Source organism: Stenotrophomonas sp. G106K1 (genome assembly GCF_037969685.1).
GTDB classification, from domain to species: Bacteria; Pseudomonadota; Gammaproteobacteria; order Xanthomonadales; family Xanthomonadaceae; genus Stenotrophomonas; species Stenotrophomonas lactitubi.
Window position 1 is genome coordinate 12,763 of record NZ_JBBPFR010000004.1, and the last position, 23,108, is coordinate 35,870.

At 67.3% G+C, this 23,108-nt stretch carries 16 protein-coding genes and 1 pseudogene; 2 read left to right on the forward strand and 15 right to left on the reverse strand.

What is annotated here, in order from left to right; genetic code table 11:
- Positions 1–13: 13 nt before the first annotated feature.
- Positions 14–622: a hypothetical protein gene (locus tag WKB25_RS05380; protein WP_340569155.1), complete on the reverse strand. Its 609-nt coding sequence runs from the start codon at positions 620–622 to the stop codon at positions 14–16.
- A gap of 233 nt (positions 623–855) precedes the next feature.
- Between WKB25_RS05380 and WKB25_RS05385 the strand changes: the two genes are divergently transcribed.
- The gene (locus WKB25_RS05385) at positions 856–2,103 is read left to right on the forward strand and encodes an arsenic transporter (protein ID WP_340569157.1); all 1,248 of its coding nucleotides are present in this window, start codon (positions 856–858) and stop codon (positions 2,101–2,103) included.
- Positions 2,104–2,148: 45 nt separating this feature from the next.
- Here the strand turns inward: WKB25_RS05385 and WKB25_RS05390 are convergent, their stop codons facing one another.
- The 5 genes from WKB25_RS05390 to WKB25_RS05410 all read right to left on the reverse strand — a co-directional run bounded on the left by WKB25_RS05390 (position 2,149) and on the right by WKB25_RS05410 (position 7,580).
- Positions 2,149–3,579, reverse strand: coding sequence for a porin (locus WKB25_RS05390; protein WP_340569158.1), 1,431 nt, complete (start codon positions 3,577–3,579; stop codon positions 2,149–2,151).
- A gap of 134 nt (positions 3,580–3,713) precedes the next feature.
- Positions 3,714–4,490, reverse strand: coding sequence for an ABC transporter permease (locus tag WKB25_RS05395; RefSeq protein ID WP_340569160.1), 777 nt, complete (start codon positions 4,488–4,490; stop codon positions 3,714–3,716).
- Positions 4,474–5,307 carry an ABC transporter ATP-binding protein gene (locus WKB25_RS05400; protein ID WP_340569161.1) on the reverse strand — a complete coding sequence of 278 codons (834 nt, stop codon included), beginning with the start codon at positions 5,305–5,307 and terminating at the stop codon, positions 4,474–4,476. The genes WKB25_RS05395 and WKB25_RS05400 overlap by 17 nt, the downstream gene beginning before the upstream one ends.
- Positions 5,308–5,321: 14 nt before the next feature.
- Entirely contained in the window at positions 5,322–6,383 is a 1,062-nt protein-coding gene (locus tag WKB25_RS05405; RefSeq protein WP_340569163.1) for an ABC transporter substrate-binding protein, read from the reverse strand.
- Positions 6,384–6,458: 75 nt separating this feature from the next.
- Positions 6,459–7,580 (reverse strand): 4-oxalomesaconate tautomerase, encoded by a 1,122-nt coding sequence (locus tag WKB25_RS05410; RefSeq protein WP_340569164.1) that lies wholly within the window; start codon positions 7,578–7,580, stop codon positions 6,459–6,461.
- 109 nt (positions 7,581–7,689) lie between these two features.
- Between WKB25_RS05410 and WKB25_RS05415 the strand changes: the two genes are divergently transcribed.
- Positions 7,690–8,592 (forward strand): LysR family transcriptional regulator, encoded by a 903-nt coding sequence (locus WKB25_RS05415; RefSeq protein ID WP_099818458.1) that lies wholly within the window; start codon positions 7,690–7,692, stop codon positions 8,590–8,592.
- Between the two features lie 7 nt (positions 8,593–8,599).
- Here WKB25_RS05415 and WKB25_RS05420 read toward each other — a convergent pair whose 3' ends face one another.
- The 9 genes and pseudogenes from WKB25_RS05420 to WKB25_RS05460 all read right to left on the reverse strand — a co-directional run bounded on the left by WKB25_RS05420 (position 8,600) and on the right by WKB25_RS05460 (position 23,030).
- Positions 8,600–9,949, reverse strand: a complete 1,350-nt coding sequence (locus tag WKB25_RS05420) for a chloride channel protein (protein WP_340569168.1) — start codon at positions 9,947–9,949, stop codon at positions 8,600–8,602.
- 117 nt (positions 9,950–10,066) lie between these two features.
- Entirely contained in the window at positions 10,067–11,119 is a 1,053-nt protein-coding gene (locus WKB25_RS05425; protein ID WP_340569170.1) for a diguanylate cyclase, read from the reverse strand.
- Positions 11,120–11,250: 131 nt separating this feature from the next.
- Positions 11,251–12,117, reverse strand: coding sequence for an aldose epimerase (locus tag WKB25_RS05430; protein ID WP_340569172.1), 867 nt, complete (start codon positions 12,115–12,117; stop codon positions 11,251–11,253).
- Positions 12,107–13,096 (reverse strand): glycoside hydrolase family 43 protein, encoded by a 990-nt coding sequence (locus WKB25_RS05435; RefSeq protein ID WP_340569478.1) that lies wholly within the window; start codon positions 13,094–13,096, stop codon positions 12,107–12,109. The genes WKB25_RS05430 and WKB25_RS05435 overlap by 11 nt, the downstream gene beginning before the upstream one ends.
- Positions 13,091–14,569, reverse strand: a pseudogene (locus tag WKB25_RS05440) (MFS transporter); the annotation flags it as partial. The gene WKB25_RS05435 and the pseudogene WKB25_RS05440, both read right to left, overlap by 6 nt.
- A 10-nt stretch (positions 14,570–14,579) precedes the next feature.
- Positions 14,580–17,249: a glycoside hydrolase family 3 C-terminal domain-containing protein gene (locus tag WKB25_RS05445; protein WP_340569173.1), complete on the reverse strand. Its 2,670-nt coding sequence runs from the start codon at positions 17,247–17,249 to the stop codon at positions 14,580–14,582.
- Entirely contained in the window at positions 17,249–18,940 is a 1,692-nt protein-coding gene (locus WKB25_RS05450) for a glycoside hydrolase family 43 protein (protein WP_340569175.1), read from the reverse strand. The genes WKB25_RS05445 and WKB25_RS05450 overlap by 1 nt, the downstream gene beginning before the upstream one ends.
- Positions 18,940–20,919: a sialate O-acetylesterase gene (locus WKB25_RS05455; RefSeq protein WP_340569177.1), complete on the reverse strand. Its 1,980-nt coding sequence runs from the start codon at positions 20,917–20,919 to the stop codon at positions 18,940–18,942. The genes WKB25_RS05450 and WKB25_RS05455 overlap by 1 nt, the downstream gene beginning before the upstream one ends.
- On the reverse strand, positions 20,916–23,030 hold the full coding sequence (locus WKB25_RS05460) for an alpha-glucuronidase family glycosyl hydrolase (protein WP_340569178.1): 2,115 nt from the start codon (positions 23,028–23,030) through the stop codon (positions 20,916–20,918). Before WKB25_RS05460 ends, WKB25_RS05455 begins: the two co-directional genes overlap by 4 nt.
- Positions 23,031–23,108 lie beyond the last annotated feature (78 nt).

Consider the following 23,108-nt stretch of genomic DNA (forward strand, 5'->3'; position numbering starts at 1 on the left):
GAGACGCTGGACGCTACACACAGGATGGCTGCGTGACCTGCTGCGTTGACGGGGATGGCGCCGGCTCCGGTTCGGGCTCTTGGATGGAAGCTTCCAGCAGGGCCACGTAGGTATCCAATCGTATGCGCTGACCGATAAGCACCCAGCCCATCAGATAGAAGAACGCCATTCCAAAGATGAGCAGCGCGCCTGCCCAGCCAACATCAAAGACAGCGCCCCAATCGCCCCATTTCCAGCTGCGAAACTGAAGGTAGAGTGCGATAAGTAGTGGAAACGGGCCAAGACGCTGCAGTCCTCCGTACATCAAGCCCATGCGGTCGATCATATTGGTCCGCAGGTTGCTGACGTACTTGAGACGTTGCTCGCGCTGGCCCCTCGGAAAGCTGCGGAGGTCTGTAATCACCGCCCGCCAATGAGTGAACTCGCTGTCCATTTCCCTGGCATGCGACAACCTGGGCTGGATGTACTGGTGAAGCTCTCTCTGTGCCATAAGCACGACACTGAGAACGAAACCTGAGATCTCAACAACCAGACAAACCACGACAAGCACCACCGCGACATTGACAGGCAGCCATCGGCCGGGGGCGAGGCCGATCAGGACACCGACGACGGCTGCGAGCATGCCCACCCAGAACGACCACTTCTCCAGTCGGCCCGTCTTTGGGTAGATGCTGCGATCGACAGTTCCTGCACACGCTCGTAGAGCCAGTGGCCGGAATCGCCATTACCGTGACGCGTCACGGTGAATGGCGTGAACCATCGACCGGGTATGATGCCGGCTTTCTCGCACTTGCCGCGATGCAGCGCGCGTTGCTGTTGGCTACGCGCCGGTGCAGCCGAGACCCCACTTACTCCATGCTTGCTTCCCATTCCCCCCTCATCATCTGGGCGGCCGTGGCCGTTGCCACCGTCGGCCTGCTGTTCCGGCCCTTCCGCATTCCGGAATACGTGTGGGCGCTGGGCGCCGCCGCAGTGCTCCCGCTGCTCGGGGCGGTGTCGCTCGGCACGACCTGGCACGCGGTGGCCGAAGGGCGCGACGTTTACCTGTTCCTGATCGGCATGATGGTGCTGGCCGAGCTGGCGCGGCGCGAGGGCCTGTTCGACTGGCTGGCGCTGTATGCAGTGCGGCATGCCGGCGGCTCGGGGCGGCGCCTGTTCGATCTCGTGTTCTTGGTCGGCACGGTGGTGACGGTATTCCTGTCCAACGATGCCACGGCGGTGGTGCTCACACCCGCCGTCTATGCGGCATGCAAGGCGGCCCGCGCCAACCCCCTGCCCTATCTGTTTGTTTGTGCGTTCATCGCCAACGCAGCCAGCTTCGTGCTGCCCATTTCCAACCCGGCCAACCTGGTGGTGTATGGCAGCCACATGCCCTCGCTGCTGCAATGGCTGGCGCAGTTCGCGCTGCCTTCGTTGGCGGCGATCGGCGCCACCTATCTGGTGCTGCGCTGGGTGCATCGCCGCGAGATCGCACAGCCGCTGGCCGCCGCGCCCGCGCATCGCCCGCTTACCGAGGGTGGCCGGCTGAGTGCGCTGGGCGTGTTGTTCACCGGCACCGTGCTGCTGGTGACCTCGGCAATGAACGGCCCGCTGGGCCTGGCCACCTTCTGTGCAGGCGCGCTGAGCGTCGCGGTGGTGGCGATCCGCCAGCGCCGCGGCCCGCTGCCGCTGTTGCGCCACGTGTCGTGGGGCGTACTGCCGCTGGTGGCCGGCCTGTTCGTGCTGGTTGAAGCGGTGTCGCAGACTGGTGTCATCCAGACGGCGGCCAGCGCCCTGCAGGCGCAGGCACAGACCTCGCCGCATCAGGCGGGCTGGCTGGCCGGCGCCGCAGCCGCACTGCTCAGCAACGTAGCCAACAACCTGCCGGTGGGTCTGGCGGCCGGCTCGCTGGGGCAGATGGCCGAGCTGCCGGCGCAGACGCGCGCAGCGCTGCTGATCGGCGTGGACCTGGGCCCGAACCTGTCGGTGACCGGTTCGCTGGCCACCATGCTGTGGCTGGTGGCCCTGCGCCGCGAAGGCGAGCATGTCAGCGCGCTCGACTTCCTGCGGGTCGGCGCGCTGGTGATGCCGCCCGCGCTGATCGGAGCGTTGCTGCTGCTCTGATCAGGGTGCGGGCGCCGTGCTGGCCTAGCGTGCTGGCCTAGTTAGTTAGAACGCCACCTGCAGGCGGGTGTTGAAGGTGGTGCCTTCGTCCTTCCCTGGCCCGGTGCCGCTGCGGTTGTTCGTCTGCCAGCGGATGGCCTCGAACATCACGCGGCTGAAATCGTTGAGGTACCAGTTCGTGCCCAGCGTCCACGCATGGCCGGTACCGCCGCTGGGCAGTTCGGCGTAATCCACGTCTTCATAGCGTGCCTTTAGCTCCCACGCGCCCCTGCCGCCGCGCGTGACCGGGTCGGCCACCTTCACCCGGCCCCAGGTGCCGGCCTTGCCCGAATAGGCTGGCATGGCACCGGCCAGGAACCAGCCGGCCGAGACGGCCCAGGCCTGGTGGTCGAGGTCGTAGCGACCGCTGGCATCGGCACCGCGCAGGTTGCGGGTGCCCCATTCGCCGGTCGCCCAGGCCGGGCCGAAGAAGCCCGCCAGCTCTGCGCCATAGCCGGTGCTGCGCTCGGCGCCCAGCAGCGTGCCCGGAGTGATCTTGACCAGGTCGTTGAAATGCCCGGCGATGGCCGAGCTGCGCACCACGCTGCTGGCGCCGGCGGCGATCTCCTCGTGGAAGGCCCATGCGCCCAGATGCACCGTCGCGGTGGAACGCTCGATGGGGTTCCAGTGCACGCGCGTGGCCCAGGTCTGGCTGTCGTTGTCGGTGCCGGCGTTGTTGAGGTCATTGCCCGCCACCGAGAGGCTGGCGTGCCAGCCCTTGCCGTACACGCGCTCGGTAAGACCGACACCGAACAGCCCGCGCTGCGGCAGCATCAAGGTGCCCACCACGTTGCGGTCCTGGAAGGGCGTGCTGGAGGTGCTGCTGGAGCCGTCGATGCCGCGATCGTTCAGGCGGTTGCCGACGGCGAGGTCCGCAGGCAGGCCGAACAGGCGGTGATCGACGGTGGCATAGACCGATTTCCAGGCCACGTCGTTGTCGGCGAAATCGCCTTCCACGGCCCAGCCGAGGATGCCGTAACGCCCTTCGGCGCCCAGGCGCACCGAACGGATTTCGGTGCCGGACAGGTTGCGGTCGTTCACCGCGGAGCCGTCGGTGCTGGAGGCATCAACAAACAGGCGCCCGCGCGGCCGGAAGGTGACGTTGCCGTCGGCGCTGCTGAACTCCGGCGCGCCCTTCGACCAGGACACCTTGGGCTGTTTGGACTGGCCCGATTCCAGCGCGGCAACCCGGGTTTCCAGCGCGGGCGCGGGCGTTGCCGGTTGGGCTGCAGTGCCCTGCCCGCCCTCGACAGCGCGCAGGCGCGCCTCCAGCTGCTGGATCTGCACTGCCTGCTGCTGCACCAGTTGCGAGAGCTGGGCCTGGCTCAGTGGTGCAGGCGGTGACGACGTTGACTGGGCGCCGGCATGGCCACTGGCCAACAGCAGGCCAAGCGCGACCGACAGCGCTGCCGGCGGCAGCACGGTGGAGTGGTTCATGGTCTCTCTCTCCGGCCAGCCGGCCCCCTAGCCTGGCGCTGGCCTGTTGCGGTGGTGCGGGGGAAGATCGGGTAAGGAGGCGCGCGCCGCCGGATCAGCCCGGCGGCGCGGCAAGCGGGCTCAGGCGGCCGCGCTCAGCTGGTGGCCTGCGTCTGCGCGTTCGGGCGCCAGGTGATCAACTTGTTCTCGACCACATCCAGCATGGCGTCGATGACCAGCACGAAGGCGGCCAGGATGATGATGCCGGCGAACACGCCCACGGCATTGAAGTTGCCTTCGGCCTGGGCGATCAGGTAGCCCAGCCCTGCCGAGGCACCGAGGTATTCGCCGATGATCGCGCCGACGACGGCGAAACCGACCGAGGTGCGCAGCGAAGACAGGATCCAGCTGGCCGCCGCCGGGAAGTACACGTGACGCAGCAGGTCGCTGCGGCCTGCGCCGAGGATGCGGGCATTGGCCAGCACCACCGGATTCACTTCACGCACGCCCTGCATGGCGTTGAAGAAGGTGGTGAAGAACACCAGCGTGACCGCCAGCGCCACCTTCGACCACAGCCCCAGGCCCAGCCACAACACGAAGATCGGCGCCAGCACCACGCGCGGAATCGCGTTGAAGCCCTTGATGAAGGGGTCCAGGATGCGTGCCGAACGGCGGCTCAGGCCGAGCCACACGCCACCGGCCACGCCCAGCCCGGTGCCGATGATGTAGCCCAGCGCGGTTTCGGTCAGGGTGATGTAGACGTGCTGGTAGAACGAGGTATCGGACAGCCAGGTCCAGGCCTGCTGCACGATCGCCGTTGGCGAGGGGAAGAAGAACGGATCGATCACGCCCAGCGCGATGCCACCTTCCCAGCCGCCGAACACGGCGACCACCAGGGCCATCTGGATGAATTTGTCAGTCTTGGCGTGCATAGCTCTTCTCCACTTCGCCGCGCAGGCAGGCCCAGATGTCGCGGTACAGGTCGGTGAATCGTTCGTCCAGCTTGATTTCGGCCACGTTGCGAGGCCGCTCCAGGTCCACGTCGAAGCTGCGCACGACGCGGCTTGCCGGGCCGGAGGACAGCACCACCACGCGGTCACCCAGCGCGATGGCCTCTTCCAGGTCGTGGGTGATGAGGATCACCGAGCGGCGGTCCTCCTGCCACAGTCGCAGCAGTTCGTTCTGCATCAGGTGGCGGGTGTGGATGTCCAGCGCCGAGAACGGTTCATCCATCAGGATCACCTTCGGCTCGACGATCAACGCCTGCGCCATCTGCACGCGCTTGCGCTGGCCGCCGGACAGCTGGTGCGGGTAGCGGTGCTCGAAGCCGCTCAGGCCGACCTTGGCCAGCCAGGCATTGGCCTTGGCCTTGCGCTCGGCTTCAGGCACGCCTCGGAAGCGCAGGCCCAGTTCGACGTTCTGGTAGGCGGTCTTCCACGGCAGCAGTGCATCCTGCTGGAACAGATAGCCGACCGATTCCTGCACGCCGCTGACCTTGCGGCCATCGATGGCGACGTCGCCGGACGACGGGGTCAGCAGGCCCGCCACGGAATTGAGGATGGTGCTCTTGCCGCAGCCGGTGGGGCCGACGATGGCGAGGAACTCGCCGTCGCCCACCTGGATGTCGACATCGCGCACGGCGGTGAATTCGCCGAAGGACATGGTCACCTTGTTGATGGCGACCATGGTCTGTGCAGGCTCCAGCTGCGGCGCGCCGTTGAGTTGGCGCACGGTGGCATTGAGGGCCATGGGGTTACCTCCGCTTAACGTTGGGCTGCCGACGCCGCAGCGTGGGCACGCTCGACGAAGGCATTGGTGTAGGTCCTGGACAGATCGATGTTGGCGTTGGCCACGTCCGTGTTGAACTCGCGCAGTACCTTCAGCGGTGTTTCCAGATCGGCGGCGGTGAAGTGGCCATCGGTGGTGAAGATCGCGCGGGCGTTCTCCACGGCGCGGGCATAGGTGGCGCGGTCGCCGGAGACATAGCTGTCAGGCAGGGCCGCGACGATGTCCTCGGCGCTGTTGTCGGCGATGAACTTCAGCGCCATCTGCTCGGCACGGGCGATCTTCTCGGCCGCTTCCGGACGCTTGTCCAGGAAGCTCTGGTTGGCGTACATCACCGAGGTCGGATACAGGCCGCCATAGACCTGGCGTGCGCCGTCATCACTGCGTGCGTCGAGGATGATCTTCCCGACCTTGCGTTCGGTGATCAGGGTGGCGGCAGGGTCATAGTTCACCAGCAGGTCGATCTTGCCCTGCTCCAGCGCGGCGACTGCAGCGGCACCGGAGCCCACGCCGATCAGCGAGACGCTGTCGACCGGGATGTCATGCTGGGCCAGGAAATGCCGCACGAAGAAGTCCGACGAGGAGCCCGGTGCGGTGATGCCGATCTTCTGGCCCTTGATGGTCTGCGGGCGCGCCGGATCGAACGTGGCGTCTTCGCGGCCGGCCATCACCAGGCCGGAATTGCGCGAGAGCAGCACGAAGGCGACCACGTCCTTGCCCTTGGCCTGCATCTGGATGGTGTGGTCGTAGAAGCCGACGGCCACGTCGGTGGAGTTGGCAACCAGCGCCTGCAGCACCTTGGAGCCACCCTGGGCGAAGTTCTCGGTCTTCACGTCCAGGCCGACGTCCTTGAAGTAGCCCTTGGCGTCGGCGATGAAGAACGGCAGGTTGTTGAGGTTGTAGGAACCGACGCTGATGCGCACCGGGGCATTGTCGCCGCCGCGCGCGGCACCGCCGGCGGCAGTGGCGTCCGGCTTGCTGCATCCGGCTGCGGCCAGGCCGACCGCGCACAGCGCGGCCATGAAGAACTGCTTGTACATCATCCCTCCCAGGAGTGAAGCATCTACGTTGTGGTGGCGGGCAAACACGGCTGTGCCGGCCCGACCGGTTTCAGATCATGCCGCTGACGTCCATTGGCGGGCTTGGGTAGCACTGGCCCTGGCGGGCGCGGGCGACGTGGCGAACACGCGACCTTCAAACAGACGACGTGCGGTGCGCACCACGCTGGCGACCACCGGCGCGTCGTCCGAGCTGCGACTGAGGCCCACCTCCAGGGCCCCACTCGGGTGTTCGAGGGTAATGCTGCCGGGCAGCGGCAGGCACCCGACCAAAGTGTTGGCCAGCGTACCCGGGGTGACGGCGGCGGTCGCGATGCCCACCGCACCGGTGATGGCCAGCGCGGTGTGGCACTGGTGCGGCATGAAATAGCGCACCTGCAGCTGCCCGCCGTGTTGCGGTGCGGACAGCAGCACCGGCTTGGGAATGACCTTGTTGCCAGCGTCGGCGATGCCCATGCGGGCGCCGGCTTCGATACGCAGCGCCTCCAGCCGCGCCATGAACGCAGGATCCGCATTCAGTTCGGCAGGCGAGGCATCGCCGCGTATGCCCAGGTCTTCGGCCTGCACCAGCATCAGCGGCATCGCGCAGTCGACCAGGCTGACCGGCACGCCGTCGATGGTTTCCCGGGCATGGCCGCTGGGTAGCAGCTTGCCGGTACGTGCCCCGGCCGCGTCCAGGAAGGACAGCCGCACCGGCGAGGCCGAGCCCGGCGCGCCGGCAATGCGGGTGTCGCCCCGGTAGACCACGTTGCCGCCCGGCGTTTCCACCGTGGCGATGATCAGCTTGCCGGTGTTGACGTTGTGCACGCGCACTTCGGTCTGTGGATCCTGTGCCTGCACCAGACCGCGCTCGATCGCATACGGACCCACTGCCGCCAGCATGTTGCCGCAGTTGGGTGAGGTATCGACCACCTGCTGCTCCACCCGTACCTGGGCGAACAGATAGTCCACATCGGCATCGGGGCGGCTCGAACGATCGATGATGGCCACCTTGCTGGTCAGGGCGTTGCCGCCGCCGATGCCGTCGATCTGCAGTGGGTGGCCCGAACCCATCACCTCCAGCAGCAGGCGGTCACGTTCGGCGGTATCGGCCGGCAGATCGCTGGCCAGGAAGAACGGGCCCTTGGAGGTGCCGCCGCGCATGAGCACGCAGGGAATGCTGAGCAGATCGTTGGACATACGTGTGATAGATTGATGCGTATAGGGGATGAATGACCCCTCTGTGATTCGATACTGGCATGACCCGAATTGATCTGTGAATTGCTGATTTTTGGATGATTGATACCTGATGAGCATCAATTGCGAAATTCTGGATCTGCGCGCGTTCCTGCTGGTGTCGGAAACCCGCAGCTTCCATCGCGCTGCCGAGATCCTGCATGTCTCCCAGCCGGCGTTGAGCCGACGCATCCAGAAGCTTGAGCAGGCGGTGGGCTCGCCGCTGCTGGAGCGCACCACGCGCAGCGTCAGCACCACGGCCGTGGGCGAGAACCTGCTGCCGCTGGTGCGGCGCATGCTGGAAGAGTTCGATGGATCGCTGTTCTCACTGCGCGGCCGCGAAGACACCCGCGGCGCTACCGTGACCATCGCCTGCCTGCCTACGGCGGCGTTCTACTTCCTGCCCAGCGTGATGGCGCGCTTCCACGAGGCGCATCCGAACGTGCGCTTCCGCATCCTGGATATCCCGGCCACCGAGGGCCTGCAGGCGGTGGAGCGCGGCGAAGTCGAATTCGGCATCAACTTCATGGGCGCCAACGACCCCAATCTCGATTTCGACGTGCTGGCCGAGGATCCGTTCGTGCTGGCGTGCCGGCGCGATCATCCGCTGGCCCGCAAGCGCACGGTGGAATGGGCCGACCTGGCCGAGCACCAGTTGATCACCGTGCATCGCACCAGTGGCAATCGCACGCTGCTGGACGGGGCGTTGGCGCGCGAGAACCTCAAGCTGAGCTGGCACTACGAAGTAACCCACCTGTCCACGTCACTGGGCATGGTCGAGGCCGGTATCGGGGTATCGGTGCTGCCGAAAATGGCGACCCCCGACGGCGATCATCCGACGTTGGTGACGCGTTCGATCGGCAATCCGGTGGTGTCGCGCACCATCGGTATCGTGCGCCGTCGCGGTGCCCTGCTCTCACCCACCGCAGAGCGGTTCCTGCAGATGCTGATGAGCCAGTGGCGCGCGCAGACCTGAGCGCGGCCTAGTCCGCAGGGCGCGTTCCCGCTGTGGCTGTGGTGCCGCCATCAACGGCGCTGCTGGCCAGCAACTGTTCGGCCAGGCCGCGGTAGATCGGCACACGGCAGACCATGCCGGACACGCCCCGGGCAATCAGCACGGTGGCCAGGATCGGCAGCAGCAGATCGCCGCTGTCGGTCAGCTCCAGCGAGATCACTGCCGAGGTCAGCGGCGCTTGGGTCACGCCTGTCAGGTAGGCGCACATGCCCAGCAGCACGAACGCTTTCGGGTCCACCGCCGGCATCAGCACTGCCAGGTTGTGCCCCAGCCCTGCCCCCACCGCCAAGGCGGGTGAGAACAGACCGCCGGGGATGCCCGCCACATAGGACGCCAGGTTGGCGAGCAGCTTCATCAGGCCAAATTCGTGACCGACGATTGCCTGGCCCTGCACCAGACTGCGCGCCTGCTCGTAGCCGGTACCGAACGCGCCGTCGCCGAAGATCAGCGCCAGTACCACCACGATCAAGCCACAGGCCGCGGCCAGTAGCACCGGATGGTCCCGCTTGAGCCGGCCCAGCCAACGCGGATGACCGGACATGGTCAGCAGCACGACCCGGGCGAACAGTCCGCCCAGCAGGCCGGCGACCACGCCGCACAGCACAATGGCGCCCCAGGCCTGGCCTAGAGGCAGCAGCGCCGAGACGTGGCCGAAGTAGGTGTAATTGCCCAGCAGGCCGAGGGACACCACGCCGCCCACGATGACCGCCGTGAGCAGGGTGCCCGAGAAGCGGTGCTCGAACCGCCCGCTCAACTCTTCGATGGCGAACACAATGCCCGCCAACGGCGTATTGAAGGCCGCGGCGATGCCCGCTGCGCCCCCTGCCAGCAGGAAATGCGACAGCTCGCGGGGATCCTTGAACCCGAACCAGCGCCCAAACAGGTACATCAGGCTGGCGCCCACGTGCACGGTGGGCCCTTCGCGGCCAACCGACGCGCCGCCCAGCAGCGACAGCGAGGTCAGCAGCAGTTTGCCCGCCGAAACCGCAGGCGAGAGGTTGACCTGCCTGAACTGCGGGTCCGGCTGATCCAGAGCTGCGATGACCTGCGGAATGCCGCTGCCCCGGGTGGGCCTGAGCGCACCGGCGGTCAGCCAGGCCAGCAGCGCGAAGATCCCCGGCGTGAGCAGCAACGCCCACCACGGGGAATGGGCAATGACACGCTGGAAGACATGGAAGGCGGCATCGCTGGCCTTGGCGAACACGATGGCAACCAGTGCCACGGCCACCGCGCCGCTCCACAAGGCCGCGCGCCGGCGCCATCCTTCGGTCAGCACCATCGCTGACAGGCGTGCGCGGAGAGGTTGACGATCGAACATCGGTTGATTCTGTGAGCGCCGATGGGCCCAGGGAAGTGGCGAGTGTGGCGGTTGGCGCTGCGGTATCCGGTGAAATGGGCGTCCACCTGTCCTGGCAGCGCCCCCGCCGGGTGCACATCACTCGGCGCAGCTTGCGGTGTTCTTGCCGTGCCGTTTTGCGTGATAGAGCGCCTTGTCCGCCTTCGCCAGCCAGTCCTCTGCGGTGCCTGTGCCAGCGGCGGCGGCGATCCCGATACTGACGCTGAAGTCGATGTCGGCGGCCTCGGCCGTGCCCGGTTCCTGCAGATGCCGCCTGATCTGCTCGGCCACCTTCATGGCCTCGGCTGCTGTGCGCTGACCCAACAGGACGGCGAACTCATCGCCGCCCAACCGCGCCGGCATGTCGCCCGGCTGGGCCAGCTGACGCAGCACTGCCGCGATGCGTCGAAGCACCTCGTCGCCGGCGCGATGGCCGTGCGAATCATTGATCTGCTTGAAATCATCAACATCGAGCATCAGCAGGCATGCACCCGCGCCCTGGTGCGGCCCCTTCTCCAGCATCTGCTGGGCGCGCTGGATCAGGAAGCCGCGGTTGGCCAGTTCGACCAATGGATCCATCCGGCTCAGCCGCTGCAGCTGGCGATTCTGTGATTTCACCCGCCGCGCCAGTCGCCAGCTCAGCACGCTCAGACCGATGCCATAGACAAACAGGAAAGGCAGGCAGAGGACGATCGTGCGCTGCGAGGTGACCGGCTGAAACGGCAAGCCCAGGGCGAGCCAGGCGACCACGAATCCGGCCACCAATGCCAGGGTTGCCCGCGTTGCCAGGCGGATACCGCCGGCGGCGATCTTGTCGGCCACCAGCAGCGCGGCAAACAACGCGCTGGGCACGGTACTGAGGGCCATGAAGGCGATCCACGCGCCTCCCAGCAGGGAGTCGAGGATCATGCAGCGGAACTGCACCGCGGCCGGCTCGCGCGCGCGGCGTGTCAGCACCAGCGCCACTGCAGGCCATGCGACGGCATTGAGCAGCAGCAGTACCCACGCCGACGCATCCGCCTCACGCTCCAGGATGATCGAGGCAATCGGAAGCGCCCCCAACCCATTTCCCACGAACCGCATCCAGCCGATACGCCTTGCCGCGCCGACGCCCTCGACAGCGACTTCCGTTGAATCAGTGAAGAACGGCATTGCCGGCTCTCCCGATGATCTCCTCTGCCATGCGCCCAGACATCCGTTTGCCTGCGAGTCTGGCATCTGCACGTCAACAACAGGTCAATTGCCGGTGCAGGCGGGCCATCCTGACCGCGCCCCGACTGCGATCAGGTGACGTCGTCACCGGCCAGCCTGTCACCGGTGTCGACCTCCCAGCGCAGCTCGAATGTCAGCTGCAGCCGCTGCCCCGGCTGCAGCCGGTTCGGCGCCAACGTGAACCCATCCGGCGGGCCGGTCTGTGGCTCCACGCAGGTGGCGTGCGCGGCGCCGTCATAGACCACCCAGTGATCGGTGTCGGCGCGCAGCTGCAGCCGCTGGCCAGCCGAAACCAGCGTGACCTCGCGATGGTTGATGAAGCAATCGTCCCACGGGCCTTGCGCCGGATCCACGCAGGGCAGGACGGCGATGCCCTCCCCGTCTCGCGGGTACATCGCGGCTGGCGCGAACAGCAACCGATCCGGCTTGCGGAACCACGGGTGCCAGCCGAGCACCGCCGGCATCGGCGTGTCGCCTGCCTGCACCGCCAGGCGCAGTTGCAGGCGGTCGGGCTGCACGTGGATGGCCTGCGTTGCAACGCCTCCGAACGGCCAGTAGCCGTCCTCGGGAAGTGCCAGTGTCAGCACGGCACTGGCCGCATCAAGGTGTTCGCTGTGCCAGGGTCGTGAGAAACCTACGCCATGGATGGCATGCACGCCGAAGTTGCCCGGCAACCTGAAGGGGCTGCCGTCGAAGCTGAAGCGTCCCTGCCGGATGCGCCCGGCCCAGGGGACCATTGGATAGCACCCCCAGCCGATGGCGGCCGCCTCCTGCTGTTCGCCGATCAGCCATTCCACACCGTCGAAACGGATCCGCGCGATGCGTCCACCCGCCTCCGGTGCCACTGCCACTTCCAGCCTGCCTGCCCGCAACCAATGCAGTAGACCGGCAGGCATCGCGGCCTGCGCATCATCCTGCGGAGATGTCTCAGGCGCCATAGGGATCGATGGTCCGGATGCTGCCGTCTGCTTCCATGTGCAGCGGCGTGCACTTGACCGAACGCAGGTGGGTGACCCCGCCCGACAACAGTGCGTCGTGGTAGAACAGGTACCACCGCCCCCGGAACGCACAGATGGAGTGATGGGTGGTCCAGCCCACCACAGGGGTGAGGATCACGCCGCGATAGGTGAACGGTCCGTACGGGCTGTCGCTGGTGGCGTAGCACAGCAGGTGCGTGTCGCCGGTGGAGTACGACAGGTAATACCGGCCCTGGTACCTGTGCAACCAGGGCCCCTCGAAGAAGCGGCGTGCGTGGTCATCGGCGCGCAGTGGCTGTCCGTGCTCGTCCAGGATGACGATCTCACGCGCGGGTTCGGCCAGCCGGGTCATGCTCGCGTCCAGTCGCCCGATACGCGGGCCCAGTGCCGGCGCATCGCCGGCAGGTTCTTCATGCGCCACGTCGTAGCGGTTGTCCCGGTACTTCTGCAGCTGGCCACCCCAGATGCCACCGAAACAGAGGTAGTGCGTGCCGTCGTCGTCCTCGAACACGGCCGGGTCGATCGAGTACGCGCCCTCGATGGGCTCGGGCTCGGCAGTGAACGGGCCCTCCGGCCGATCCGCCGCCGCAACGCCGATGCGGAACATGCCGTCGGCATCCTTGGCCGGGAAGTACAGGTAGTAGCGGCCATCGCGGCAGGCGGCGTCCGGCGCCCACATCTGCCGGCTGGCCCACGGCACGTCGCGCACATGCAGCGCCACGCCGCAGTCGCTGGCCTCGCCGTCGGGCGAGTCCATCCGCAGCACATGGTAGTCCTGCATGCCGAAGTGCCCGCCCTCATCGTCGAAGGGCGCGCCGCTGTCGATGTCGTGCGACGGATAGATGTACAGCCGCCCCTCGAATACGTGCGCCGAAGGGTCGGCGGTGTAGATGTGCGTTACCAGCGGTTGCGAGATGGCGTGCGCCGCCAGCTGATCCAGACTGCGGCCCTGTCGCCGCCACTGCAGGTTCTGCTCGATGCGGGTCTCCATGTGCTTGTTGATCTCGTAGAGGAAAAGCAGCGCTACCGCGGCCAGGAACGGCAGTGAGCAGTACACGCTCACCGTCAGGCGGATGCCGTCCACCACGGCCTGCGGCTGCTGCGGTGCGCCTGCCTGGTAGCCATGGTGGGCGAGGATGCCGGCGACCAGCGCACCACCGATGCTGAGCCCGATCTTCAGGCCACACAGCATTGCCGAGAAGACGATCGCGGTAGCACGGCGATGGTTCTTCCATTCGGAATAGTCGGCGACGTCGGCGATCATCGCCCACAGCAGCGGGATGGTGATGCCGTAGCAGAACCCGTGCAGCATGAAGGCAGCGAAAGCCACGGCAACCGCCGTGGGCGGAAAGAAATAGAACGCCAGCAGGAACACGGTGGACACCAGCAGTGCACCACCAAAGACATCACGCTTGCCGAACCGGTCGGCCAGGCGGCGCGATACGCCGATGCCCAGGATCATGCAGACGATGCCGCAGGCGTTGAACAGGCTGAATGCCGACGTTGCCGGGTCCTTCGGCCAGGCGAACCCGGACAGGCCCATGCCGTTGAGCGCCGCGTTGACGGCAGCGATGAAGCGGTTGAACCCGGAGCTGTCGAGAAAACCCGCCAAGGCGGCTTCGCTCATGTAGTACTGGAAGTAGTAGACGTAGGTGCCGCCCTTCAGGGACAGGTTGATGAAAACCAGGATGGTGAGGGCCAGCATCACCTTCCAAGGACGGTTGCGCAGCAGATCGGACAGGTCCTGCAGCACGCCGGCGGTCTGTTCCTTCGCCGGTACGATGCGCTCGCGCGTGGTGGCGAAGGTGATCAGGAAGAACACCGTTCCCACCACCGCGAACACGGTCATGACACGCTCGAAGCCCAGCACGCGGTCGCCGTCGCCGAGGATCAACACCAGCGGCAACAGCAGGACCTGGATGATGAACTGCGCGACCATCACCGCCACGAACCGATAGGCCGACAGGCTGTTGCGCTGGGCCATGCTGCCGGTGAGCACGCCGCTGAGCGCCGAATACGGCAGGTTGTTGGCCGCATACACGAGCATCAGCAGGCCGTAGGTGGTCACGGCGTAGATGATCTTGCCGCGCGGTGCCAGGTCGGGGGTGCTGAAGGCAAGCAGCGACAGCGCCCCGAATGGAAGTGCGGTCCACAGGATCCACGGCCGGAACTTGCCCCACCGGCTGGCCGTTCGATCGGCGGCGATGCCGATCAGCGGGGTGAACACGAACGCACCGAGCACGCCGATCACGAAGATGATCGTTGCGGCCGTGGCCGGCGGCAGCCGGAACACATCGGTGTAGAAGAACGCGAGATACGTGATCAGCGTCTGGAAGATCAGGTTCGCCGCGAGGTCGCCCAGGCTGTACCCGAGCTTCTCCCGGATGGACAGCGTGTGCCCGGTGCTTTCCATGCGACGTGCATCAGTCACGGTTGGCCTCCACGCGGAACCCGCCCTTCGCACGGATGTCGGCGCTGGAGCTTCCCACCCTCACTTCATACGGACCCGCCGGCACCGCGTAGCCGCCGTGCGCCTCATCATACTGGCGCAGGTCCTGCTGTGCCTGCAGATCGAACGCCACGGTGCGCCGCTCACCGGCGGCCAGGTGGACGCGCTGGAAGCCGCGCAATGTCTGGCGTGCGTCGCCGGGGCCCGCCTCCAGCCGTCGTACATACAGCTGCACCACTTCGTCGCCGGCACGCTTGCCGGTGTTGGCTATCTCGATCTGCACCCTGAGCTTGCCGTCGTGGGCGATGCGCGGCGAATCAAGCTGCAGCCTGCCGTAGTCGAACCGGGTATAGGACAGCCCGTGACCGAACGGATACAGCGGGGTACCGCGGAAATAACGGTAGGTGCGGCCTTCCATCGTGTAGTCGTCGAACGCGGGCAATGTGTCGTCCGCCCTGTAGAAAGTCACCGGCAGGCGCCCACCGGGATTGATCCCGCCGAACAGCGCCTGGCCGACGGCGGTGCCACCGCGCTGCCCGGGATACCAGCTCATCAGGATGGCGGACAGATTCTGCTGCGCCCATTCCACCGCCATCGCCGAGCCACCAGTGAGGACCATCACCACCGGCTTGCCAGTGGCGTGCAGCGCTTCCAGCAGCGTGCGCTGTGGCGCGGGCAGACGCAGGTCAGTACGGTCACCGCCGGCGAATCCCGGGTAGTTGACCTTCATTTCTTCGCCTTCGACGTCGCCGGTGAGGCCGCCCACGAACACCACCACATCGGCGTTGCGCGCGGCCTCCAGCGCCGCTTCGAACGGCGGCTTGGCACCGGGCATGCGCCACCCCAGGCGGACACCGGCGTCGCGCTCGGCGTCGAAGTACTCAAGCCTCAGGTCATAGGCGCGGCCGGCCTGCAGGTCCAGGTCCACGCCATCGCCGTGCAGGCGATCGCTGTTGGCCCAGTGGTCCAGCACCCGCCTGCCGTCCACGTAGAGGCGGAAGCCGTCGTCGGCAGCCGCCTCGATCCGGTAGCGCCCCGAGACGGGCGGCAGCAGCTGGCCACTCCAGCGGATGCTGAAACCATCGCTGGGGATGCCCTGCCCCGGCGCGGCTTCACCACGGGCCAGCAGGTTGTCGGTCGGGGAACCCCGGTCCCAGCGGAATCCGATCTGGGCATCGGTGCGCACCAGCGCCGGCGTGCCTGAAAGATCTGCGGTACGGAAGTACTCGCCGCGCAGGCCGCGCTCCGGGGAGTCGGCCGAGGGTCGCAGGTAGGTTGCTTCGATCAAGGGCGTGGCGCTGGGATCGTCACGCCCTTCAACCAGGTCCACACCGCGCGCGTAGCTCACCTCGATGCCCTTGGCGGCATCGCGGATGCCCTGCAGCAGGGTGACCGGCGCGGCCGGGGTGCCGAAGTAGTTGCCCAGCAGTGCCATGGTGTCATCGGCGGTGGGGCCGATCACGGCGATGCGCTTGAGGTTGCGCGACAGCGGCAGCACGCCATCGTTCTTCAGCAGCACCAGCGATTCCTGCGCGGCCTTCAGGGCCAGCGCATCGTGCGCCGGGGCCTGGTTGACCGACGCGGGAATCTGCGCCCAGCGCACGCGCTCGGGCGGGTCGAACATGCCCAGCCGCATCCGCGCGGCGAACAGGCGCGTCACTGCGTCGTCGATCTCCGCCTCGCTGATCAGGCCCTGCCGCACGGCGGCTGGCAGCGTGGCGTATTCCTGGCCGCACTCCAGTTCGGTGCCGTTCCTGACCGCCAACGCGGCCGCTGCTTCGCGGCTGGGGACGATCCGGTGATGCTTCCAGATGTCGACGATGGCCCAGCAGTCGGATACCACGTAGCCCTTGAAGCCCCAATCGCGGCGCAGCACATCGCGCAGCAGGAAGCGGCTGGCGCTGGCGGACTCGCCATACACCCGGTTGTAGGCCCCCATCACCGCGTCCACCTGTCCCTCTTTCACCAGCGCCTCGAACGCGGGCAGGTAGGTGTCATACAGGTCGCGCCTGCTGGGGCGGGCATCGAAGTGGTGGCGATCAGCTTCGGGGCCGCTGTGCACGGCCAGGTGCTTGGCGGTGGCGTCGAGCTTGCGGTACACCGGGTCGTCACCCTGCAGGCCCTGCACGAACGCTACGCCCATGCGGGCGGTGAGATAGGGGTCCTCGCCGTAGGTTTCCTGGCCCCGGCCCCATCGCGGGTCACGGAAGATGTTGATGTTCGGCGACCAGTAGGTCAGTCCTTGGTAGCGGCCATGCGAACCTTCACGGAGGAACTGGTGGTGCTTGGCCCGGGCCTCGTCGCTGATGGTGTTCGCCACCTGCCCCATCAGCGGCACATCGAAGGTGGCCGCCAGGCCGATGGCCTGCGGGAACACGGTGGCCTGCCCCGCCCGCGCCACGCCATGCAGGCCCTCGTTCCACCAGTCGTAGGCAGGAACGCCCAGGCGCTCGATGGCGGGCGCGGCGTTCTGCATCTGCGCTGCCTTCTCCTCCAGGGTCATCCGTGCGACCAGGGCGGCGGCGCGGGTTTCAACGCTGGCCGAGGTGTCGAGCCAGGGCGCGGGCGCGGTAGCGTGACCGGTCGTTGCCAGCGCGATGGCAGCGCACAGGGCCAGCGTGCGGAAGATGGGAGTGCGCGTCATCATTTGCTCCTCAGGGCACGCTCGTCGCGTGCGAATGGTCCCAGCAGGGCGCCGACGAAGCCGCCTGCACGATCCGTACTCAATACCGTTCCGTCCACGTTCCCGACCAGCGACTGCCAGCCACGCCCATCACCGGTGTCGAAGGCGAACGCGTACCTGCCTTCGTCACCGGCGATCTTCAGGCGCAGCGAGCCGGATGCCATCGCCTCACGGGTTGCCAGGGTGCGGGTAGCACCGCTGCCGTCGCGCGCTTCCAGGAAGACCGCCACGTGGTCACCGCCGACACTGCGGACACCCAGGAAGTACCAGTGCGTCTCGTTCTGGAAAGCTGCCAGGCCAGCGGCCACGCCTGCTGCCGGGCGGGTCATGTCGGTACTGGCCTCGAAGCGCAGGTGCTGCTGGCGTCGGCCGAGGAACGCGGGGTTGCGCAGCGTGTCCAGATTCTCCGCCAGCGGATGCACGGCCAACGACCCCGACCGCTCGCGCAGGTCCGCCCAGGGCTGTCTGGGGATGCGCACGCGCAACCAGCCGCTGCCGAGTGTCGGCGCATCGAATTCGTCGCGCTCGGTGAAATTGCCGGTGGAAGGCGCCTGCGACGCCTCGCCCTGCATCCACGAGGGCGCTTTGGCCACATACGGAATGGCCTGGGTGGCCGGCAGGATCACTGGCCAGCCGTCCTGCCATTGCACCGGCAGCAGATAGGTCTCCCGCCCGGTGTTGTAGTGGCGGATGTCGTAGTTGCGGCTGGCAAGGAACACCGCCCACCAGGAGCCATCCGGACCCTCCACCAGATCGGCATGCCCGGCATTGGTGATCGGCAGTGGCCTGCCATCGGGCAGGTCGCGCTGGGTGAGAATCGGATTGCCCGCATACGGCACGTAAGGCCCCCATACCTCGCGGCTGCGCAGCACCACCTGCGAGTGCTGCGGGCCGGTGCCGCCTTCCGCATCGGAGAGGTAGTACCAGCCATCGCGCCTGTAGAGGTGCGGCCCCTCGATCCAGATCGGGTTCCTGGCCGGCTCCACCCCGCCGTCGATCAACACCCTGCGCGGTCCCACCGGGGTGAAACGCTCCAGATCGATCTGCTGCATCCAGATGGCACGGTGGCCCTCGTAGCGTGGCGGGCCGGGCGGTACGTCGTTGTTGAGCAGATACACGGTGCCGTCATTGTCGAAGAACAACGACGGATCGATGCCGTCGATGCCGGGCAGCCAGTGCGGATCGGACCAGGGACCGGCGGGATCGCGCGCGGTAGCGATGAAGTTGCCGCCGCTGTCGACCGCCGTGGTGACCACGTAGAACATGCCATCGTGGTAACTGATGGCCGGTGCGAAGATGCCGCGCGACACGCCCAGGCCGTCGAAGTCCAGCTGCGACGGTCGGTCGATCACGTTGCCGATCTGCTTCCAGTGCACCAGGTCCACGCTTTCGAACACCGGGATGCCCGGGAAGTAGGTGAAGCTGGAATTGACCAGATAGAAGCGCCCGTTTGCGGCGACGACGCTGGGGTCGGCATGGAACCCGGCAAGAATGGGGTTGCGATAGTGTCCGGCCGGCAACGGCGCCTCGAACGCCGCGTCGCGACCGCTGTACTCGAACCAGTCGAAGTAGACCGGCGCCGCGGGCGGCGCTGCCCACGCCTGCGGCAGGATGGAAGACAACACGAGCAGTGGGGCCAGCAGCAGGCGCATCAGGGAACCTCCGCAGGAGTAATGGAAAGCTCGAAGGGACCGGCGGGCGCGCCGCTGCTGCCGCGCAGCGTGCACACCGGGCCATCGGCCCAGCAGTAGCGCACGCGGGCGGCGGAACCAGCCTCCGCGCTGCGCAGGATGACATCGCGTCCATCCAGTACCGCGTCGACATAGCGGCAGCGCCGTGCTTCGGCGTCGCACAGCTCGAAGCCGATGGGGCCGGTCGCGCCGGTCGTGACCAGAGCGCCGGCCACGTCGTCGAACGCGATACGTACACCGGCCCGCGTGGCGGATGCCTGGCGCGCTATCGGGCCGGAGGGCGCTACGTCGCGCTCGCCGTAGACCACACGGCGCGCCACCCGCGACAGCCGCCGGCCCAGTTCCTGCTTGTTCGGCGGGTGGATGTCGTAGGCATCGCCGATGTCGATGGCCACGGCCAGCCCGGTGTGCGGATCTTCCGCAGCGACGAGCCGCTGTGCCTCGCGCACCAGCGCCCAGCCACTCTGCACTGGCGTCACAGGTGGCTGGCCATAGCCGGCCAGCTGCACCAGCAGCACCGGCAGCTGCGCGCCGAACCGCCTGCGCCAGTCATCGCGCAAGCCGCGCAGCCGTGCCGCATAGGCAGCGCCGTCCCCTGTGTTGGATTCGCCCTGATACCACAGCATTCCGCGCAGGCCGTAGTTGCCCAGTGGCGAAATCATGCCGTTGTACAGCGTCGACAGTCCTGTAGCGGCGTGCCACGGTGCCAGCGGCGGCGCCTGTACACCGGCCGCCACCCGGTACTGCCAGCGTGCATCCAGCGCGATGCGCGTACCGTCATCCAGGCCGATGGCGTGCGCACTCGCGGGCCCTGCAAGCCCACCCTCACCGTAGGTGTCCAGAACATTGATCACCACCGTGTTGGCACCGGCTTTCAGCAACCCGGGCGGCAGCGCATACGTCCGCCGCTCACCTGCCCCGTACTGGCTGCCCACCGCCACGCCATTCACCCAGGTCATGTCCGTCTCGTCGACGGGACCCAGCTCAAGCCAGGCGCGCTTGCCGGCCTGCGCGGCAGTCAGGGTCACCTGGGTGCGGTACCAGACCATGCCGTTGTAGCCGGCCAGCGCCGGCACACCCCAGCGCTCCCACGCCCCGAGCGTGGCGGGTGCGCGCTGCCAGCCGCGGCTGTCGGTGCCGGGCTGCCAGGGCGTATCGGCGGCGGCACCTTCGAGTGTTGTCCACCAGTGTTGCCAGTGCTGGCCCCAGCGGGCGTTTGCCGCTGCGGGATCGCGGGCAGACAAGGCGAGCACGTCCAGTGCTGGACCCATGCCGCCCTGCATGCGCAGGGCATCGGTGCTGGTCCACGCCTCGATGCGCGAACCACCCCACGCCGCCTGGATCAAGCCCATGGGGACATCGACCGTCCTCTGCAGTTCGCGCGCAAAGTAGAAGCACGCAGCGGAAAAGTCGCGCACCGTGTCCGGCGCCGCCGTATGCCAGGCCACGGACGCCGGAAAATCACTCTGTGGTGAAACCGCCGCCGCCTTCGGCACGGTGAACAGGCGGATCTTCGGTTGCGTGGCGCTGGCGATCTCGCTGCCTGCGTCCAGCGTGCGCCACACCGGCAGTTCCATGTTCGACTGCCCGGAACACAGCCAGACATCACCGATCTGCACGTCGTGTACGATCTGGGTGGCGTCCCCCGCCCGGACCGACATTTCGTAAGGTCCGCCGGCGGCCATGGGCGGCAGCGTTGCTTGCCAACGGCCATCGGCAGCTACGTGGGTGCTGACAGCGCGGCCTGCAAACGCCACGGAAACCGAGGCCCCCGGCGTGGCCTGGCCCCATACCGGAACCGGCTGCTCACGCTGCAGCACGGCATGATCCTGGAACAGCGGATGCAGCAGCGTCATCCCAGTCGCCTGCGCCGTTGACCCCATGGTGGTGCAGCCCAGGGCGATCGCCAGCGTCCAGCCGGTCCACCAGGTCCGCTTCATCGCCCATCTCCCGGTGCGGACGGAAACTGCAACGCCTGGTACCAGGCCAGCGGGTGCGGCGGCGCGGGTTCGCCTGCAGGCAACGGCCTGCCGCTCACCGACTGGAAGTACGCCACGCTGGCATCGCGCCACCACTGCGCTTCGCGCAGCTGGATGTGCAGGAAGGCCGCGACCTGCGCATGCCGTTGTGCATCCACCCTGCCCTGCAGCCCCGCCCAGGTGGCCTGCATGCCCTGCACCTGCCGTACCCCCTGCGAGTAGCGCCCGACCAGCTCGTCCCACAGCGTCCGCCCCGAGGCCATGTGGTGGTCCCACGGCACGTGGTGGAACCACAGCAGCAGCGGCTCTGGAACCCGCGCCAGGTCGCCATACTGCTCGGCCACGCCGGGGGAATACTGGGCCACGGCATTGCTGCCGCCTGCGGTGCGGTCGAAGCCGATGCCGCTGTGATCCGCACGGTGGTAGTACACCGACGTCCAGTCCGCGCGTGGGCCGCCATCGACCCACGGACCCGGACCATGGTGGTGTCCCCGCGCCATCAGATGGTGCAGGCCCAGCGGGGTCATGTAGTTCACCGCGGCCTCGCGCGAGGCCATCATCATCCCGACAATAGGCTGCACCACGCCGGGATCGGCCGAGAAGGTCAGCGCCGTCCAGTCCGCCGCAATGTCCCCGGCCGATTGCCGCGGATCCCACGCAAGGCGCCCGAAGGCGTACCAGTTGGCCTGGTCGAAGTGCGATCCACTCCAGGTGCGATCGGTGCCGATGTTGGCAACGCCGGCCATGCCGGCCAGGGACTGGGCCACGGTAGAACCTTTGCCGCGTGCGCGGGTGTCGGCCCGCAGCACTTCCTCGTACAGCGGCCCCAGGTAAACCAGATGCGTGGCGAAGCCCAGGTATTCCTTGGTGATCTGCACTTCCATCGTCAGCGGCGTGCGCGGCATGGCCCCGAACAGCGGATGGAACGGCTCACGCGGCTGGAAGTCGATGGGCCCGTTCTTCACCTGCAGCACCACGTTCGGGCGGAACGCACCATCCAGGCCGGCGAATTCGCTGTAGGCCTGCGTGGCCCGGTCCGCAGGGACGTCGTGCGCATAGACGAAGGCGCGCCACATCACCACGCCGCCGTGCGGGGCCAGCGCATCGGCCAGCAGGTTGGCGCCGTCGGCGTGCGAGCGGCCGTAGTCCTGCGGGCCGGGCTGCCCTTCCGAATTGGCCTTCACCAGAAAGCCACCGAAATCGGGAATGCGCGCGTAGATCTGGTCGGCTTTGTCGCGCCACCAGCGTTGCACGGCCGGGTCGAGCGGATCGGCGGTGTCGAGCCCGCCCAGCTCGATGGGTGCGCTGAAGCGCGCACTCAGGTAGACGCGGATGCCGTACGGCCGGAACAGATCCGCCAGTGTTGCCGCTTTGTCGAGATAGTCCGGCGCAAGACTCTGTGCGTTTGCATTCACGTTGTTGAGCACGGTGCCGTTGATGCCTACGGACGCATTGGCGCGTGCGTAGTCGGTGTAGCGCGGGTCGCGCCACTCCGGCAGCGTCTGCCAGTCCCACAGTGATCGGCCTGCATAGCCGCGTTCCACATACCCGTCCAGGTTGTCCCAATGGTTGAGCACGCGCAGCCGAAGCCGTGGCGATTGGCGCACATCGAGGGCATCGATGCTTGCGCCGGTCTGCAGCAGCCGCAGCAGATGGAACACGCCGTACAGCACGCCGATATCCCGTGGTGCGGCGACCAGCAGCACATCGCGCCCACCCACCCGGGTGCGCTTGAGCAGGTAACCTTCCTCGCCCAGTGACTGCAGCTGCGCCCGCAACGGTGCGATCAACGCTGACGACTGCGGGGTACCCAGCACCAGCGTCGGGCCGGTGGCCGCCGTACCCGGCGCCTGCGGAGCGCTGCCGAGCAGTCCGCCGAGTCCACGCTCCAGCTCATCGCGCGCGGCACGCTGCGTGGCTGTCTGACCAGGGGCCACCACCAGCCCCAGGCGGGTGCGGTAGTCGGCAGCGAGCGTCGGCTGGAGCGGGGCATAGCGCATCCACAGCGCATAGCCATCCTCTGCGCGCGCGTTGCCCATGCAGGCCAGCAGCGCCAGCGCGATGGCGAACATCCAATGACACCGCTCGCCACTACTGCCGAACCGCAGCGGGGACTGCAAACCTTGTAAGCTCGGCGCGTGCGCTGGATG

Coding starts and splice junctions, on each gene's coding strand:
- WKB25_RS05415 (WP_099818458.1), top strand. CDS start 7,690: ATGAGCATCAATTGCGAAATTCTGGATCTGCGCGCGTTCCTGCTGGTG.
- WKB25_RS05425 (WP_340569170.1), bottom strand. CDS start 11,119: ATGCCGTTCTTCACTGATTCAACGGAAGTCGCTGTCGAGGGCGTCGGC.
- WKB25_RS05380 (WP_340569155.1), bottom strand. CDS start 622: ATGCTCGCAGCCGTCGTCGGTGTCCTGATCGGCCTCGCCCCCGGCCGA.
- WKB25_RS05405 (WP_340569163.1), bottom strand. CDS start 6,383: ATGTACAAGCAGTTCTTCATGGCCGCGCTGTGCGCGGTCGGCCTGGCC.
- WKB25_RS05455 (WP_340569177.1), bottom strand. CDS start 20,919: ATGAAGCGGACCTGGTGGACCGGCTGGACGCTGGCGATCGCCCTGGGC.
- WKB25_RS05395 (WP_340569160.1), bottom strand. CDS start 4,490: ATGCACGCCAAGACTGACAAATTCATCCAGATGGCCCTGGTGGTCGCC.
- WKB25_RS05400 (WP_340569161.1), bottom strand. CDS start 5,307: ATGGCCCTCAATGCCACCGTGCGCCAACTCAACGGCGCGCCGCAGCTG.
- WKB25_RS05390 (WP_340569158.1), bottom strand. CDS start 3,579: ATGAACCACTCCACCGTGCTGCCGCCGGCAGCGCTGTCGGTCGCGCTT.
- WKB25_RS05385 (WP_340569157.1), top strand. CDS start 856: ATGCTTGCTTCCCATTCCCCCCTCATCATCTGGGCGGCCGTGGCCGTT.
- WKB25_RS05445 (WP_340569173.1), bottom strand. CDS start 17,249: ATGACGCGCACTCCCATCTTCCGCACGCTGGCCCTGTGCGCTGCCATC.
- WKB25_RS05450 (WP_340569175.1), bottom strand. CDS start 18,940: ATGCGCCTGCTGCTGGCCCCACTGCTCGTGTTGTCTTCCATCCTGCCG.
- WKB25_RS05420 (WP_340569168.1), bottom strand. CDS start 9,949: ATGTTCGATCGTCAACCTCTCCGCGCACGCCTGTCAGCGATGGTGCTG.
- WKB25_RS05410 (WP_340569164.1), bottom strand. CDS start 7,580: ATGTCCAACGATCTGCTCAGCATTCCCTGCGTGCTCATGCGCGGCGGC.
- WKB25_RS05460 (WP_340569178.1), bottom strand. CDS start 23,030: ATGTTCGCCATCGCGCTGGCGCTGCTGGCCTGCATGGGCAACGCGCGC.
- WKB25_RS05430 (WP_340569172.1), bottom strand. CDS start 12,117: ATGGCGCCTGAGACATCTCCGCAGGATGATGCGCAGGCCGCGATGCCT.